Origin of the sequence: Flavobacterium sp. (assembly GCF_013822155.1) — a bacterium.
Classification (GTDB): Bacteria; Bacteroidota; Bacteroidia; order Flavobacteriales; family Flavobacteriaceae; genus Flavobacterium.
The window spans coordinates 24,644-41,084 of sequence record NZ_PNJW01000007.1; the positions used below are offsets into that span (position 1 = coordinate 24,644).

Annotated in this window: 15 protein-coding genes; 11 read left to right on the plus strand and 4 right to left on the minus strand. The window is 34.2% G+C overall.

Annotation, left to right across the window (positions count from 1 at the left end; genetic code table 11):
- The first annotated feature begins 129 nt into the window (after positions 1 to 129).
- A complete protein-coding gene (locus C0512_RS03230; protein WP_290858832.1) occupies positions 130 to 1,047 on the plus strand; it encodes a dimethylarginine dimethylaminohydrolase family protein in 918 nt (305 codons plus the stop codon).
- Between the two features lie 62 nt (positions 1,048 to 1,109).
- On the plus strand, positions 1,110 to 2,048 hold the full coding sequence (ctlX, locus tag C0512_RS03235) for a citrulline utilization hydrolase CtlX (RefSeq protein WP_290858833.1): 939 nt from the start codon (positions 1,110 to 1,112) through the stop codon (positions 2,046 to 2,048).
- Positions 2,049 to 2,111: 63 nt separating this feature from the next.
- Here ctlX and C0512_RS03240 read toward each other — a convergent pair whose 3' ends face one another.
- The 3 genes from C0512_RS03240 to C0512_RS03250 all read right to left on the minus strand — a co-directional run bounded on the left by C0512_RS03240 (position 2,112) and on the right by C0512_RS03250 (position 4,648).
- Complete coding sequence (locus tag C0512_RS03240) at positions 2,112 to 3,536, minus strand: SDR family oxidoreductase (protein WP_290858835.1); 1,425 nt, start codon at positions 3,534 to 3,536, stop codon at positions 2,112 to 2,114.
- Between the two features lie 47 nt (positions 3,537 to 3,583).
- On the minus strand, positions 3,584 to 4,207 hold the full coding sequence (locus tag C0512_RS03245) for a MarC family NAAT transporter (RefSeq protein ID WP_290858836.1): 624 nt from the start codon (positions 4,205 to 4,207) through the stop codon (positions 3,584 to 3,586).
- Positions 4,208 to 4,273: 66 nt separating this feature from the next.
- On the minus strand, positions 4,274 to 4,648 hold the full coding sequence (locus C0512_RS03250) for a hypothetical protein (protein ID WP_290858837.1): 375 nt from the start codon (positions 4,646 to 4,648) through the stop codon (positions 4,274 to 4,276).
- Between the two features lie 176 nt (positions 4,649 to 4,824).
- Between C0512_RS03250 and C0512_RS03255 the strand changes: the two genes are divergently transcribed.
- On the plus strand, positions 4,825 to 5,184 hold the full coding sequence (locus C0512_RS03255) for a CoA-binding protein (RefSeq protein WP_290858838.1): 360 nt from the start codon (positions 4,825 to 4,827) through the stop codon (positions 5,182 to 5,184).
- Here the strand turns inward: C0512_RS03255 and C0512_RS03260 are convergent.
- On the minus strand, positions 5,161 to 6,600 hold the full coding sequence (locus tag C0512_RS03260; protein WP_290858840.1) for a sodium:solute symporter: 1,440 nt from the start codon (positions 6,598 to 6,600) through the stop codon (positions 5,161 to 5,163). The two genes, C0512_RS03255 and C0512_RS03260, sit on opposite strands and share 24 nt — an antisense overlap.
- Before the next feature lie 118 nt (positions 6,601 to 6,718).
- Here C0512_RS03260 and recR point away from each other — a divergent pair, with 118 nt between their 5' ends.
- From recR to C0512_RS03300, 8 genes are all read left to right on the plus strand, one after another.
- The gene (gene recR, locus C0512_RS03265; RefSeq protein WP_290858842.1) at positions 6,719 to 7,339 is read left to right on the plus strand and encodes a recombination mediator RecR; all 621 of its coding nucleotides are present in this window, start codon (positions 6,719 to 6,721) and stop codon (positions 7,337 to 7,339) included.
- 65 nt (positions 7,340 to 7,404) lie between these two features.
- A complete protein-coding gene (locus tag C0512_RS03270; RefSeq protein ID WP_290858844.1) occupies positions 7,405 to 8,193 on the plus strand; it encodes a polysaccharide biosynthesis/export family protein in 789 nt (262 codons plus the stop codon).
- A 13-nt stretch (positions 8,194 to 8,206) separates the two neighbouring features.
- Positions 8,207 to 10,687 (plus strand): polysaccharide biosynthesis tyrosine autokinase, encoded by a 2,481-nt coding sequence (locus tag C0512_RS03275; protein ID WP_290858846.1) that lies wholly within the window; start codon positions 8,207 to 8,209, stop codon positions 10,685 to 10,687.
- Entirely contained in the window at positions 10,687 to 11,661 is a 975-nt protein-coding gene (locus C0512_RS03280; protein WP_290858910.1) for an SDR family oxidoreductase, read from the plus strand. Before C0512_RS03275 ends, C0512_RS03280 begins: the two co-directional genes overlap by 1 nt.
- Before the next feature lie 16 nt (positions 11,662 to 11,677).
- Positions 11,678 to 13,069, plus strand: a complete 1,392-nt coding sequence (locus tag C0512_RS03285; protein WP_290858848.1) for a UDP-glucose 6-dehydrogenase — start codon at positions 11,678 to 11,680, stop codon at positions 13,067 to 13,069.
- A gap of 12 nt (positions 13,070 to 13,081) precedes the next feature.
- Positions 13,082 to 14,359: a nucleotide sugar dehydrogenase gene (locus C0512_RS03290; protein ID WP_290858850.1), complete on the plus strand. Its 1,278-nt coding sequence runs from the start codon at positions 13,082 to 13,084 to the stop codon at positions 14,357 to 14,359.
- 3 nt (positions 14,360 to 14,362) lie between these two features.
- Positions 14,363 to 15,409: a dTDP-glucose 4,6-dehydratase gene (rfbB, locus tag C0512_RS03295; protein WP_290858852.1), complete on the plus strand. Its 1,047-nt coding sequence runs from the start codon at positions 14,363 to 14,365 to the stop codon at positions 15,407 to 15,409.
- 12 nt (positions 15,410 to 15,421) lie between these two features.
- Entirely contained in the window at positions 15,422 to 16,441 is a 1,020-nt protein-coding gene (locus tag C0512_RS03300; RefSeq protein WP_290858854.1) for an NAD-dependent epimerase, read from the plus strand.

Here is a 16,441-nt window from a genome sequence, read left to right on the forward strand (position 1 = left end):
AAGCCTCACTGATTGTGGGGCTTTTTTTATGTAATTCACATTGAAGGGATATAAAAATTATTAATCCCATAATAAACATTGCTTTTGGAATCCCTTTTTTTATCTTTGTCAAAAGCCAAAAGCGACTTTATGTTACCAATTCACATTCAAAACGAAACCTCTAGACTAAGGGCAGTGGTGTTAGGAACCGCAGTAAGCAACGGACCAACACCAACAGCTGAAGAAGCCTATGATCCAAAATCATTAGAACACATTTTAGCCGGAACCTATCCCATAGAATCAGACATGATTACTGAAATGGAAGCCTTCAATCAAGTGTTCAAAAAATATGATGTAGAAGTTTTCAGACCCGATATTATTCCTAATTATAATCAGATTTTTACCCGAGATATCGGTTTTGTGATTGACAATATGTTTATTAAAGCCAACATTCTCCCGGATAGAGAAAAAGAATTAGATGCTATTCAGTATGTTATTGATCATATTGATCCGAAAAAAGTGGTTCGTCCACCGGAAGAAGTGCATATTGAAGGTGGCGATGTGATGTTGTGGAATGATTATATTTTCATTGGAACCTACAAAGGTTCAGATTATAAAGATTACATTACGGCTAGAACCAATTGGCAAGGTGTGGAGTATATCAAAGAATTATTTCCGCATAAAAAAGTAAAAGAATTTGATTTAGTAAAATCAAAATTGGAAGCCAGAGATAATGCTTTGCATTTAGATTGTTGTTTTCAACCGGTTGGAACAAACAAAGGAATCATCTACAAAAGTGGTTTTCGTGAAGAAGCCGATTATGTGTTTTTGGTAGACCTTTTCGGAAAAGATAATTTGTTCCACATTACCCGTGACGAAATGTATAACATGAATTCCAACGTGTTTTCTATCGCACCTGATGTCGTCGTTTCAGAAAAGAATTTCACCCGATTAAATACTTGGTTACGAAATCAAGGATTTACTGTAGAGGAAATTCCTTATGCAGAAATAGCCAAACAAGAGGGATTATTGCGATGTTCGACACTTCCTTTAATACGAGATAAATAGAAGAAGGTTTGTAGCAGTTAACAACTTTAAACTTTTAAACTTTAAACCTTAAACAAAAAACAATGGACCAAACAACCAACACCATCCTCATGATTCGTCCCGTAGCTTTTCGTATGAACGAGCAAACGGCTGTGAATAATTATTATCAAAAAGTTCTGGACAATACTAGTCCTGCTACAGTGAATGCAAAAGCTCAAAAGGAGTTTGATGCCTTTGTAGATAAATTGAAAAAAGTGGGAGTGAATGTAATTGTGGTTGAGGACACACTAGAACCTGATACCCCCGACAGTATTTTTCCTAATAATTGGATTTCGTTTCATGAAAATGGCGATGTAACTTTATATCCAATGTTTGCCGAAAACCGTCGATTGGAACGTAGAGAAGATATATTAGATATCATTGAAAGTAATGGTTTTGAAATCAATGAAATCATGGATTATACCTCTGCGGAAGATGATGGTTTCTATTTAGAAGGAACAGGAAGTATTTTATTAGACCGAACTAATCAAAAGGCATATTGTGCCTTGTCGCCAAGAGCTGATGAAGAATTATTCATTGAGTTTTGTGAAGATTACGATTTAGCTCCGGTTATTTTTGAAGCTTTTCAAACAGTAAATGGCGAACGAAAACAGATTTATCATACGAATGTCATGATGTGTTTGGCAGAAACTTTTGCCGTCATTTGTGCCGATTGCATAGACGATAAACAAGAACGTAAAATGGTTTTGGATAATCTTAAGGCAGATGGTAAAGACATAATTCTAATCACAGAAGAACAAGTAAATAATTTTGCCGGAAACATGCTTCAAGTAAAAGGAAAAGACAACAAACGCTACCTAGTGATGAGTAATTCTGCTCATCAAAGTCTTACCAAAGCACAGATTCATAAAATTGAAGAACACTGCGAGATTTTGAGCTCCAGTTTAGATACCATCGAAGCTTGTGGCGGTGGAAGTGCCCGATGTATGATGGCGGAAGTGTTTTTGCCAAAAACTGAATAAATGAACGATTAATCTTTGTCAAAGTTCTGAACTTTGACAAAGATTTTTTCAATATTTAGCCCATTACCCTTTTCCAATATTCCGAATCATCCCACCAAAAATAAAATAGTGAAACGGTACCAAACTATACCAATATAATCTTCCCCAAAGTCCTCTTGGCCTGAAGGTGGCGATTTGATGTAATACATTTTCTTCATCAATACGGAATTCCAACCATGCCTCACCGGGTAATCGCATTTCGGCAAAAAGTAAGAGCCGCTTTTCCTCTTTGTTGGCCAACAATACCCGCCAAAAATCTAAGGAATCACCATTGTCCAATTGGGATGGGTGGGTTCGTCCTCTTCGTAAGCCTACGCCACCAAACAATTTGTCCATAAAACCCCTAGCTTGCCACATCCAATTACCGTAATACCATCCTTTTAAACCGCCAATTGTCCAAATATTATCTAGTACTTTATCCGGGTTTTCAATTTTTATTTTCTTCTCATCTTTTAAACAACCAAAAGTGGGCACTTGTACAAACTCTGACAAATTATGTTGAAAACGTCCGCTCACTAAACTATCTTTCCAGCTGGAAATAACTAGGTTTTGTTCAATTTTAATGAACGCTAATTTAATAGCGTCGGTATAGGATATGGGTTTAATTCCCAATATTTTTTGTAATCGATTATCGTTGCAAATCACTTCCATTTTCATACTGTCTACCAAATTCATCGCCAGTTTATAAGAAGTGGACGTTACAAAATACAACCAATAGGAAGATAGTTTTGGCGTCATAATCGGAACGGTATAAATCCAGTTTTTGAAACCCCTCGTTTTTGCATACAACTGCATCATTTGTTTATAGGTCAGTACATTGGGTCCGCCAATATCAAAGGAGTCGTTGTAGCATTCTTCTTTTAACAATACGCCCATTAAATATTGAATGACATCACGTATCGCAATAGGTTGTGCTTTTGTTAATACCCATTTTGGGGTTATCATAAGGGGCAATTTTTCGCATAAATCACGGATGATTTCAAAGGAAGAACTTCCGGAACCAACAATTATTCCGGCACGAAGCACAGTGATATTGAAATTTCCTTGGTATAATATATCTTCAACATTTTTACGGGATTGTAAATGTTTGGAAAGTGTATGATTATTTACAATACCACTCAAATAAACCACTTGTTTAACACCAATGTAGTTCATATAATGATTGAAGTTTTCAGCTGCCTTCGATTCCATTGTATCAAAAACCTGCGTTGACGAAGACATAGAGTGAATGAGGTAATAGGCAACATCAACAGTTTTAGGACAGTTGTCAAAAGTAACTTCCTCTAAAAAATCTACTTCCCAAATAGTAATAGCTTCTAAGGTAGTTTTGTCAAGTCCTAAGCGATTTTTATCGCGAACACAGCAAATGATATCATGACCTGCTGATAAAAGTTCAGGTAACAATCTTCGGCCCACATATCCATTGGCACCCGTGAGTAGAATCTTCATTTCCGCTATTTTTCTTAAAGATACTAAGAAAAGCAGTTGAACAAGCGTTAAATTGTTTTGAAAATATTGACAACGGAGCTACTGATATATTGTACACCAATGGCAATTACAATAAATCCGATAATTCTGGAGATAGCTACTATACCGGATGCTCCTAAAATTCTAGAAAGGTAATGTGCACTTTTTAAGACAAAGAAAATGACCAATGCTACACCTAAGATGGCTAGCACTGCTGTAATTTTTTCACTTATTTCGGTATAATCTTGATAAAAGGCAATCAAAAGTGAAATTGAACCGGGACCTGCTAACATTGGAATAGCTAATGGGGTTAAAGCAATTTGATTACGGGTTTGGGCATCACTTTCAACTTTTTTGTTGACTCCACGAGTTTTGTTGAACTTTCCGGTGAGCAAAGAAAAGCCGGAACTTACGATAATTAAACCACCTGCAATACGAAGTGCATCGATGCTGATTCCAAAAAATTTCAACACATATTCGCCTATAAAAAACGAAATGATTAAAATGATAAAAACATTTAACGCGGTCAATAATGACACTCTAGAGCGTTCAACTTTGGTGTAATCTTGTGTTAGCCCCACAAAAATTGGCACGGCACCCAATGGATTCAAAACCGAAAATAATGCTGCGAAAATGTAAATAAATAGTTCCATCGTTTTTTTGCAAAAATAAAAACAACCTAGTTTTTGATAGGTTACCAAATCAATAAAACAAAGTTACTATAAATCGTCAATATACGCAGGAGAATTTTCAGCTTTAAATTGATTTAATTTTTCCATGAAACTATTCACGCTTTTATTTTTTGGAGGAGCATCAATAGAAATAAAATGATGATCCATGTGAAGAGTAAAAGAATTGGCCGGTTTGAAAATAACTAATTTATAAAATGGAATGATTAAAGAAAAAGTTTCCAGCAATGACCTGAAACGAATAATGATTCCTTTTGGCCGCAATTCTACATTACAAAAATTTCGGTTATTGTCATAAGAAAGTAGTGTGGCAATTTCTTCACTCGTTTTGATAATATCTAATCGGGGTGAACCAATTCCGTTTAGTTTAATATTGTCAATTAAACCAAAAGGCTTTCCAACCAATTCATTAATCGTTTGGGTGATTTTTTTTCGTTGTATGAAGTATTTACGAGCATTTTTTCATTAAAAATAATAAACAATTGTGACCGATTAAAACGATTAGTAAAGGTTTAAGAATTGTTGAGGTTTCTATTTTTAAAATATAAATCAAAAAAATCGTACTTTTACAAAAAAATACAATGAAAAAAACCTTAGTAATAGGAGCTTCAGTAAATCCCGAACGCTATTCATTTATGGCAATAAACAGTTTATTGAAAAAAGAACATTCGGTTGTTGCTATTGGACAAAAAGTTGGAGAAGTTGCAGGGGTGAAAATTCAAACTAAACAGATTCCTTTTAAAAATATTCATACCGTAACGTTATACTTAAATCCAAAAGGGCAACGCGATTACTATAATTATATCATTGGTTTGCAACCCAAAAGAGTGATTTTTAATCCAGGAACAGAAAACCCGGAGTTTTATGCTTTGTTGGGAATTAATAATATAAAGGTAGAAGTAGCCTGTACGTTAGTTTTACTTTCTACGAATCAATACTAAGCCAATAAAAGTCAGTATTCCGTTCACAATTAATATTTCAAACCCGAAAGCAAATCCAAACCACGATTCACTGAAAAGATTTAAAATAATTGAACTGATTACGGCAGTAATGGCAATAATGGGTACTAATTTATCTTTCACATTCCATTTAGTAAACAATCCAAAACTGTAAAGTCCTAATAGTGGGCCGTAAGTGAAACCGGCAAATTTCAGTACTTTATCAATGACGCTGGCATCTTCGACAAAATACTTAAAACAAAGAATAACAATAATTGAGATAAAGACAAATAGTTTGTGGATTTGTTTACGAATCACAACTTGTTTGATGGTGTCATATTTCTTTTCGATTTCTAGAATATCAATACTAAATGAAGTTGTCAAAGAGGTCAAGGCACTATCTGCACTCGAATAAGCCGCAGCAATTAATCCCAAAATGAAGAAAAAAGCAACGCTAACACCCAAATATTCATTTGCTAAAATGGGGAAAAGTTGATCTTTGTGTGCATCTATATTGTTTTTGACTGCATATTCTGTAAACATTAATCCTAAAACTAAAAACAGAAAATTCACGAAAGTTAGAACTATGGTAAACCAAAACATGTTTTTTTGAGCATCTTTTATACTTCGGCAAGTGAGGTTTTTTTGCATCATGTCTTGGTCTAGTCCGGTCATGACAATCGCAATAAAAGCTCCGGATAAAAACTGTTTCCAGAAATAATTTGGAGAACTGATGTCGTCAAAAAAGAAAGTTTTGGAAAAATCACTTTCTGCAATGAAACCTGAAATGGTTGAAATATTTAAACCTAAATCCTGCGATACTATTACAATGCAAACTACCACAGAAACTAACATGAAAAAGGTTTGTAAAGTATCAGTCCAAATGATGGTTTTGATACCCGATTTATTGGTGTAAACCCATATTAGTAAAATCGTAATAGAAACGGTAGCCCAATATGGGAAATTTAATTTATCAAAAACCAACGTTTGCAATACATCTGCCACTAACATTAAACGAAGATTTGACCCAACAGTTCTTGAAATTATAAAAAACCAAGCTCCTGTTTTATAAGAATAACGGCCAAATCGGTCACCTAAATAAGAATAAATGGAGGTTAAGTTTAACTTATAGTATAAAGGCAATAATACGGTTCCGATAATGAAATAACCAACAATATAGCCCAATACCAATTGAAAATAGACAAATTGTGATGCTTCTACTTTTCCGGGTACGGAGATAAAAGTTACACCCGAGAGCGAAGCACCAATCATTCCAAAAGCAACCAAATACCAGGGTGAGTTTTTATTGGCTTTGAAGAATGCATCATTCCCTTCATCCTTTTTACTGATGAAATAGGAAATCAGAATTAAAAGACCAAAATAACCTAGAATGAGAATTAAAATTGATATCGGCTGCATAGGAGATTAAAATTTTTGTGAAAATACAAAAAGGAAAGTAATTTATAATTTTATAATGGACTAAAAATTTAGAGTGAAATGCTAAAAAAATGCTTTTGAAAAATGTACTTTTGCACCGATGGAATTTTCTTCAAAATTATTAGAAAAAGCTGTAAATGAAATGGCTCAATTACCTGGAATAGGTAAAAGAACAGCTTTACGATTAGTTTTACATTTATTAAAGCAACCTAAAGAGCAAACTCAGTTTTTGTCGGAAGCCTTGACAAAAATGAGAGAAGAAATAAAGTTTTGTAAAGGATGCCATAACATTTCTGACAAAGAAATTTGTGAAATTTGTGCCAACGAAAAAAGAAATCACCAAATTATTTGTGTTGTAGAGGATGTGCGTGATGTGATGGCAATTGAAAATACAGGACAGTTTAAAGGAATCTATCACGTTTTAGGGGGTAAAATTTCTCCAATTGATGGAGTAGGACCAAGCCAATTAAATATTGTTTCATTAGTTGAAAAAGTCAAGACTCAATTAGTGAAAGAAATTATTTTTGCCTTAAGTTCAACGATGGAAGGGGATACAACCAATTTTTACATTTACAGACAAATCAAAGAATTAGAAGTGAAAACATCAACAATAGCTAGAGGAATAGCAGTAGGAGATGAATTGGAATATGCCGATGAGATTACTCTAGGAAGAAGCATTCTAAATCGTATACCGTTTGAAAACACTATGAAGAACAACTAATTATAACACTACATTTTTTTGTAATTACATTTGAAAAACTATCTTTGTTTGCTAAAATTTTTAAAATGAATAAAATCAACCTATTTATATTTTTTATACTACTGCTTTTTTTTAGTTCATGCGTTCCCACCAAGGATTTGACTTATCTTCAAGATAATGGACAAGTTAAAGATTCAATTGTTGTTAATCAAACAGTTAGGAAGCCATATCGAGTTCAAACAAATGATATCTTAATGATTAATATTAAAACCATTGATCCTAAGTTATCAGCAATGTTTAGACCGACAGAAAGATTACAAAGTAATAATAACGAACAAACTTTATTTTTTGAAGGTTCAACGGTAGATGATCATGGAAATGTAAGAATTCCGGTTTTAGGTGAGGTTAATGTAATTGGTAAAACAACAGAAGAGATTAGGATTTTAATTGAAAAAAGATTGTTAGAAGAATATTTCAATATTGAAGCAAATTTATTTGTCTCCGTAAAAATTGCCGGAATGAGATATACTATTAATGGAGAGATTAAAGTACCGGGAACTAGCACGCTTTTTGTTGAAAACGCAACTATAATGGATGCTATTTCAAACTCTGGTGATATTACAATGACTGGCGATCGCAAAAATGTAATTGTAGTAAGACAATACCCGCATGGAGTAGAAATGCATAAAATTAATTTGTTAGAAAAAAAAGCACTTGAATCTCCTTATTATTATTTACAACCAAATGATTTTATTTTAATAAATCCTTTAAAGCAAAAATCATGGGGAACTGGAACAACCGGTATTCAATCCTTAACTACAATAATATCAGTCCTTTCCTTGGCTACTACTATTATAGTATTAATGCAGTTATAATTTATATATAAATATGCTTGAATCTAAAGATTTTTCATTTTTTGAAAACCAGTTAAAATTTGATTTTAAAGGTTTTTTAATAAAAACAGCAGGCTATTGGAAATGGTTTCTGGTAAGTTGGGCAGTAGCTTTTTTAGTAGCTTATAATGTGAATATTAGAAAAGAGAAAATATATAAATTAGAAACGACCATTGCACTTAAAGAGGAAAATAATCCTTTTTTTACAGCAAATACTAGTTTAGTTTTTAATTGGGGAGGGTCTTCAGATCAAGTTCAAAACCTAGCTTCCTCTCTACGATCCAGATCCCATAATGAATCGGTAGTTAATAGACTAGATTTTTTTGTTGATTATTTATTAAAAGATAAATATTATTTAAAAGATGTTTATGGACAAGTTCCATTTAAGGTAGTTTTAGATAAAACAAAACCTCAGTTAGTTAAAACCCTTTATAGTATAAAGTTCATTTCAGAAACAGAATTTGAATTATCCGCTAACCTTGAAAATTCTAACGCGGAACTATTTACTTATGAATCAAACACGTCAACAAGAATTGCAGCCAAAACGGGGGTCTTTAAAAAAAGATTTAAATTTGATCAGTATACAAATCTTCCATTTCTAAATTTTAAATTAGTTAAATCGGATTATATTGGTGATTTTGTTGGTGTTGAATATTTTATAAAATTTAACAAGTTTGATGAAACCGTAATAAAGTACAAAGAGATAAAGGCTAATATTGATAGAAATGCACCATCAATAATAGAATTGAGTTTAGAAGGAACTAATAAAAACAGATTGGTTGATTATTTGAATGAAACGGTTAAAACCATGATTAGAATTCAATTAGAAAGGAAAAACCAATTTGCAACAAATACTATTGCTTTTATCGATAGCACTTTACTAGCCATGGATAAGCAACTTAAGGATAATGAAAATGAAGTAAAGAACTTTAGCCAAAACAAAAATTATTATCAAATTAATAGTGGAGGAAAAGAGATATCTATGCGGCTTCTTGATTATGAAGTTCAAAAAGATGGAATAACCAGAAAAATCGCATATTACAACTCTTTAAAAAATTATTTAATTAAAAGTGTAGATTTTTCCAAACTACCCGCTCCAACTGTTGCAGGAATTGATGATCCAAATGTTATACAGAATGTATCAAAGTTAATCACACTTTCCACTCAACGTTCAGAAATGCTTTATACAATAAAGAATCCCAAAATGTTTAATGATTTAGACAATGAAATTGAGGCTTTAAAAAAGGTATTATTAGAAAACATTTCTTCAGTTAAATCCGCTTTAGATTATGATTTAAAGTTAATCAATGATAAATTAAATGAAACGGAAACAGCAATTAGCAAACTGCCTCAAGATGAACAGGAATTATTAAAAATTACTAGAAAGTATGATTTGAATAATGCTATATTTACTAGTTTTCTTGAAAAAAGGAATGAAGCAAATATTGTGAAAGCAGCTAATTTAGCGGATATTCACTTCATTGATCCCGCCAAAGACATTGGGGGAGGTCAAATAGGACCAAATACCAAAGTTAACTATGTTTTAGCATTTTTTCTTGGTTTGATAATTCCTCTTATAGCTATTCTGACTATTTTCTTTTTAGAAAATACAATTTTAAATATTGAAGATATCAGTAAATTAACCACTATTCCGATAATTGGAATTGTGGGTATTAAACAAACTAAATCAAACTTATCCGTTTTTGAGAAACAAAAATCGTCTCTATCAGAATCATTTAGGGCAATTCGTTCTTCCCTACAATTTATGTATAAGAAGAACAAAATTGAGGGCTCTAAAACATTAATGCTTACTTCCTCTATAAGTGGTGAAGGAAAAACATTTTGTTCGATTAACGTAGCAACGGTATTTGCATTAAGTGAAAAGAAAACAGTAATAGTGGGGTTGGATTTACGTAAGCCTAAAATTTTTGATGATTTTAAAATCAAAAATGAAATTGGAGTAGTAAATTATTTAATTGGTCAAAACACATTAGATGAAGTTATTCAACAAACTCATATTCCTTATTTAGATGTAATTACTTCAGGGCCTGTTCCACCAAATCCGTCTGAATTATTAATTGGGGAATCGATGGATGAGTTGATGAAGTCCTTGAAAGAAAAGTATGACTATATTATTTTAGATACGCCTCCGGTTGGTTTAGTTGCAGATGCGATTGAATTAATCCCCTATGTAGACGCAACATTATATATTATTAGACAAAACTACACTAAAAAGGAAATGGTCAATTTGTTGAATAATAGAGTACAAAGAGAAGAATTGAAAAATGTAAGTATCGTTTTCAATGGTTTTGAAAACAGAGCAAAATACGGAACAGGGTATGGTTATGGATACGGCTATGGCTATGGTTATGGCTATGTATATGGTAACTATTCAAGTGGTTATAATGACGATGATAAACCAAAAACACTACTTGATAAAATCAAGCAGAATTTTAGAATAAAAAAATGGAAATAATTAATAAGTATTCCGTTTTAATTACGGGAGGAGCAGGTTTTATTGGTTCTAATTTGTGCGAATATTTTTTGAATAAAGGATATGATGTAACTTGTTTAGACAATTTTGCAACCGGACATAGGTATAATATTGAACCGTTTTTTAAGAACCCTAAATTTAAACTGATTGAAGGTGATATAAGGGATTTAGATACTTGTAAACTAGCCGTTACGGGAGTAGATTATGTTCTACATCAAGCGGCATTAGGTTCAGTGCCGAGGTCAATTAATGATCCGATTACATCAAATGAAGTGAATGTTTCCGGATTTTTAAATATGTTGGTTGCGGCTAGAGATGCCGGAGTGAAACGGTTTATATATGCCGCGAGTTCTTCTACTTATGGTGATTCTGAAGCATTGCCTAAGGTGGAGGATGTGATTGGAAAACCATTATCTCCCTATGCGATTACTAAATATGTGAACGAATTATATGCTGAAATTTTCAGTAGAACCTATGGATTAGAAACGATTGGATTACGATATTTTAATGTGTTTGGCAGACGACAAGATCCAAATGGAGCTTATGCGGCCGTTATTCCAAAGTTTGTGATGCAATTGATGAAGCATGAAAGTCCGGTAATAAATGGGGATGGGCTATTTTCCAGGGATTTTACGTATATTGACAATGTGGTACAGATGAATGAATTGGCCATGTTGTCTGATAATCCGGGGGCGACCAATACGGTTTATAACACGGCTTATGGAGACAGAACCACTCTTAATCAGATGGTGACGCTTTTAAAAGACTATTTATCCAAATTTGATTCAAAAATTGCTGAGGTGGAGATTATTTATGGTCCGAATAGGGCGGGTGATATTCCTCATTCTTTGGCAAGTATTGATAAAGCAAAACGATTATTGCATTACCAACCGAAGTATTCCTTTAGTGAAGGACTAGAAGAAGCAGTAGATTGGTATTGGCATAATTTAAAATAATTTCAAGAATAATAAAATGAGTATTACAAAGATTTGTTGTATTGGTGCCGGTTATGTAGGTGGTCCTACGATGGCTGTAATAGCCCAAAAATGTCCACATATTCAAGTTACGGTTGTTGATTTGAATGAAGAACGCATAGCGAAATGGAACGACCCTAATGTAGAAAATATTCCTATTTATGAACCCGGTTTGAGTGATGTGGTGAAAGATGCCCGTGGTCGAAATTTGTTTTTTTCAACTGAAGTTGACAAAGCCATCGACGAAGCGGAAATGATTTTCATTTCTGTGAACACCCCGACCAAAACTTACGGTTCCGGAAAAGGATTAGCGGCCGATTTAAAATATATTGAATTATGTGCCCGTCAAATTGCCCGTGTTTCTAAAACGGATAAAATTGTAGTGGAGAAATCTACGCTTCCTGTTCGAACGGCAGAGGCCATTAAAAGTATATTGCACAATACCGGAAACGGGGTGAAATATCAAATTTTATCCAATCCGGAATTTTTAGCTGAAGGAACTGCTGTGGAAGATTTATTTAGTCCTGACAGGGTTTTAATTGGTGGTGATGCTACTCCGGAAGGAGACAAAGCCATTCAATCGCTGGTTTCAATTTATGCTAATTGGGTTCCTAAAGAGCGTATTTTAACCACTAATGTTTGGTCTTCTGAATTGTCAAAATTAGTGGCCAATGCCTTTTTAGCTCAACGTGTTTCTTCTATCAATGCTATTTCTGAATTGTGTGAAAAAACCGGAGCAGATGTTAACGAAGTTTCCAGAGCTATTGGTATGGATAGCCGTATCGGTTCTAAATTTTTAAAATCATCCGTTGGATTTGGGGGTTCTTGTTTTCAAAAGGATATTTTAAATTTGGTTTACATTGCTAAATCGTATGGGTTAAATCAAGTGGCTGATTATTGGGAACAGGTAATTATTATGAATGACCATCAAAAAAGCCGCTTTGCCAAAAATATTGTGACTACTTTATACAATACAGTTGCCGATAAAAAAATTACTTTTTTAGGTTGGGCTTTTAAGAAAGATACTAATGATACCCGCGAATCAGCAGCCATTTATGTGGCCAATGATTTATTATTTGAACAAGCCAAATTAGCGGTTTATGATCCTAAAGTATCGGAAGAACAAATGCTTTTTGATTTGAATTATTTGCAATCAAGATCGGAAGCTGAAAACAGTAAGTATGTGAAAGCTATTCCTGATCCTTATGAAGCGTGTAAAGGAGCTCATGCCATTGCAGTATTGACAGAATGGGATGAATTTAAACACTATGATTGGGAAAAGATATATCACGATATGAACAAACCTGCCTTTATTTTTGACGGCAGAAATTTGTTAGACAAAGAAAAATTAACAAAAATTGGTTTTAAATACCAGGCTATCGGGTCATAATAAAAAATTGAAATGAGTATAAAAATTGGAGTAATCGGGTTGGGATATGTTGGATTGCCTTTGGCAAGACTTTTTGCTACAAAATATCCAGTGGTCGGATTTGATATTAACCAAAAAAGAGTGGCGGAACTCAATTCGGGGGTAGATAATACGCTGGAAGTGGAAGAGGCGTTATTGAAATCCGTTTTGGTGAAGGAGCCATTAAAAGCCAACGGACTTTTTTGTTCGACTAATCTAGAGGATATTAAAGGTTGTACTTATTATATTGTTACTGTTCCAACTCCGGTTGATAAAAACAACCGACCAGACTTAACGCCACTCTATAAATCGAGTGAAACGGTAGGTAAGGTGTTAAAAAAAGGGGATATTGTGGTGTATGAATCGACCGTATATCCCGGTGTAACAGAAGAGGAATGTGTGCCTGTTTTAGAAAAAATAAGCGGACTGAAATTCAACGTAGATTTTTTTGCGGGTTATTCTCCGGAACGGATTAATCCGGGTGATAAAGAACATACTGTTGAAAAAATACTGAAAGTAACGGCGGGTTCTACTCCTGAAATAGGCGTTAAAGTAAATGATTTATATAAATCTGTTATTACTGCCGGAACCCATTTAGCTCCAACTATCAAAGTGGCAGAAGCGGCCAAAGTAATTGAAAATTCACAACGTGACATCAATATTGCTTTTGTGAATGAATTGGCCAAAATATTCAATATGTTAGGGATTGATACCCATGCTGTGTTGGAAGCAGCCGGTACTAAATGGAATTTTCTACCTTTTAAACCGGGTTTAGTGGGCGGACATTGTATTGGTGTTGACCCGTATTATTTAGCTCAAAAAGCACAAGAAGCGGGTTATCATCCTGAAATTATTTTAGCCGGACGACGGTTAAATGACAGCATGGGTGAATATGTTGCTTCGCAAGTAGTGAAATTGATGATTAAGAGAGGGATTACGGTGAATAAAGCCAAATTGCTTATGCTGGGAATCACTTTTAAAGAGAATTGTCCGGATGTTCGAAATACTAAAATTGTTGATGTCATTGCTGCTTTAGCGGATTATGGCATTGAAGTTTCAATTTTTGACCCTTGGGCCAACCCTGCTGAAGTGAAACATGAATATAATCTTGTTACCTCTACTCAATTACCGGAGGAAACCTTTGATGCCATTGTTTTAGGTGTGGCACACAACGAGTTTTTAAATTTAAATTTCCAAAATTTAAAAGCGGCTAATGCCATTGTTTATGATGTTAAGGGTATTTTAAAAAATCAAGCAGACGGAAAATTATAAGGCATGAAAAAAATTCTAATTACCGGAGGAGCAGGTTTTATTGGTTCACATGTTGTGAGACGTTTTGTGACTAATTATCCAACGTATCAAATTTTTAATTTGGATGCCTTGACTTATGCCGGAAATTTAGAAAATATTGCTGATATTGAGCATTTACCCAATTATACCTTTGTAAAAGGTGATATCACGGATGCTGATTTTATTACCGCCTTTTTTCAAAAGGAAGAATTTGACGGTGTGATCCATTTGGCGGCGGAATCTCATGTAGATCGTTCAATAACGGATCCGTTGGCTTTCGTGAAAACGAATGTGATTGGCACTATGAATTTATTGAATGCTGCCCGGGAAATTTGGAAAAATGACTTTGTCGGTAAACGTTTTTATCATATTTCTACCGATGAGGTGTATGGTTCTTTAGGTTCCACCGGTTTGTTTACTGAAACAACACCTTATGACCCTAATTCTCCTTATTCTGCTTCCAAAGCCAGTTCGGACCATTTTGTTCGTGCTTATGGAGAAACCTATGGTCTGCCATATGTGATTACCAATTGTTCCAATAATTACGGGCCTAATCATTTTCCTGAAAAACTGATTCCACTTTTTATTCACAATATAATTACTAATAAGCCTTTGCCGGTTTATGGTGATGGAAAATATACCCGTGATTGGTTATTTGTTTTAGACCATGCCATTGCGATTGATTTGGTTTTTCATCAAGGAGGAAACCATGAAACCTATAATATTGGCGGATTTAATGAATGGCAAAATATTGACTTAGTGAAATTGTTGTGTGAAAAAATGGACAACAAATTAGGAAGAACGCCAGGGACCTCTGCACAATTGATTACTTATGTGAAAGACCGTCCCGGACATGATTTACGTTACGCCATTGATGCCTCTAAAATAAATCGCGAATTAGGTTGGAAACCTTCCGTTACCTTTGAAGAAGGATTAGAGCAAACCATTGACTGGTATTTGAGCAATGAAGAATGGCTTCAACATGTCACTTCCGGAGATTATCAAAAATATTACGAAAAACAATATTCATAAAATTATTTTTAGATGAAAGTATTAGTCACAGGAGCAGCCGGTTTTATTGGATACCACTTAAGCGAACAATTGATTGCTCAGGGCTATCAGGTAGTTGGGTTGGATAACCTCAATGACTATTATGATGTGAATTTAAAATTTGGTCGTTTAGCCCAATTGGGTATTGCGGAACATCAAATTGATTATAATGTAAAAATAAGCAGTTCTAAACACGGAGAACAATTTAGCTTTATCCAATTAAATTTAGAGGATAATCGGGCTATTGATCATTTATTTGCCGCCGAAAAGTTTGATTTAGTTTGTAACTTAGCTGCTCAAGCCGGCGTTCGCTATAGTTTGGAAAAACCTTTTCAATATGTTGACAGCAATGTCACCGGATTTTTATCTATTTTAGAAGGTTGTCGAAATCATGGAGTAAAAAAATTACTTTATGCCAGCAGTTCCAGTGTGTATGGCTTGAATGAAAAAATACCCTTTTCGGTTACGGACGCGGTTGACAACCCTATCAGTTTGTATGCTGCTACTAAAAAAGCCAACGAATTGATGGCTCATACGTATAGCCACTTGTTTGGTATTCAAACGGTGGGATTACGCTTTTTTACGGTTTATGGTCCTTGGGGCAGGCCGGATATGGCGATGTTTTTGTTTACCGATGCTATTTTAAATGACCGTCCGATTCAAGTGTTTAACGAAGGAAATCTTTCCCGTGATTTTACCTATATCGATGACATCGTAGGCGGTATGCTTACTATTGTCAACACCTTTCAAAAAGATGCGGTGCAAAAACCCTATTCTTTGTATAACATAGGTAACAGCAAACCGGTGAAATTACTTGATTTTATTGAAGCTATTGAAAAAGCGACCGGAAAGCAAGCGATTAAAGAAATGCTTCCTATGCAACCGGGTGATGTGGAACGCACTTGGGCTGATGTGGATGGGTTAATAAACGATTTTGATTACACGCCTTCTACCTCAGTTGAAAAGGGGGTTGAGGAGTTTGTGGCTTGGTATAAAAATTATTATCAAAATTAA

Coding starts and splice junctions, on each gene's coding strand:
- C0512_RS03255 (WP_290858838.1), top strand. CDS start 4,825: ATGAAAAAAACCTTAGTAATAGGAGCTTCAGTAAATCCCGAACGCTAT.
- C0512_RS03300 (WP_290858854.1), top strand. CDS start 15,422: ATGAAAGTATTAGTCACAGGAGCAGCCGGTTTTATTGGATACCACTTA.
- C0512_RS03270 (WP_290858844.1), top strand. CDS start 7,405: ATGAATAAAATCAACCTATTTATATTTTTTATACTACTGCTTTTTTTT.
- C0512_RS03285 (WP_290858848.1), top strand. CDS start 11,678: ATGAGTATTACAAAGATTTGTTGTATTGGTGCCGGTTATGTAGGTGGT.
- C0512_RS03230 (WP_290858832.1), top strand. CDS start 130: ATGTTACCAATTCACATTCAAAACGAAACCTCTAGACTAAGGGCAGTG.
- ctlX (WP_290858833.1), top strand. CDS start 1,110: ATGGACCAAACAACCAACACCATCCTCATGATTCGTCCCGTAGCTTTT.
- C0512_RS03240 (WP_290858835.1), bottom strand. CDS start 3,536: ATGAAGATTCTACTCACGGGTGCCAATGGATATGTGGGCCGAAGATTG.
- rfbB (WP_290858852.1), top strand. CDS start 14,363: ATGAAAAAAATTCTAATTACCGGAGGAGCAGGTTTTATTGGTTCACAT.
- C0512_RS03275 (WP_290858846.1), top strand. CDS start 8,207: ATGCTTGAATCTAAAGATTTTTCATTTTTTGAAAACCAGTTAAAATTT.
- C0512_RS03260 (WP_290858840.1), bottom strand. CDS start 6,600: ATGCAGCCGATATCAATTTTAATTCTCATTCTAGGTTATTTTGGTCTT.
- C0512_RS03290 (WP_290858850.1), top strand. CDS start 13,082: ATGAGTATAAAAATTGGAGTAATCGGGTTGGGATATGTTGGATTGCCT.
- recR (WP_290858842.1), top strand. CDS start 6,719: ATGGAATTTTCTTCAAAATTATTAGAAAAAGCTGTAAATGAAATGGCT.
- C0512_RS03245 (WP_290858836.1), bottom strand. CDS start 4,207: ATGGAACTATTTATTTACATTTTCGCAGCATTATTTTCGGTTTTGAAT.